General features: G+C 29.3%; 1 protein-coding gene. It reads left to right on the top strand.

The window, feature by feature from the left end; genetic code table 11:
- Nucleotides 1-43: 43 nt before the first annotated feature.
- On the top strand, nt 44-239 hold a 196-nt coding region (locus ACY2RX_RS14870), incomplete at its 3' end, for a hypothetical protein (RefSeq protein WP_490104746.1).

Raw genomic sequence — 239 nt, 5'->3', positions numbered from 1 at the left:
ATACAACTCAGTTTAAAGATATTCATCCTACTAAAAGGTAAAAATGATTACAATAAGAAGAGCAAAAGTAACTGATGCAACTCATATTGCTTTGTTAGGCAGCGTTACCTACACAGAATCTCACGGAAATTACATTACAGAAAAAGCAGACTTATTCAAGTTTTACAATATGTATTATTCCGTTTCAAAACTAAGAGAAGAATTAAATGATGATAAGAACATTTTCTGGATTGTATTTT

The sequence above is a fragment of the Polaribacter sp. 2405UD43-2 genome (assembly GCF_058147125.1).
Note: the sequence above shows the minus strand (reverse complement) of the source record. Positions and strands in the feature narration are given on the sequence as shown.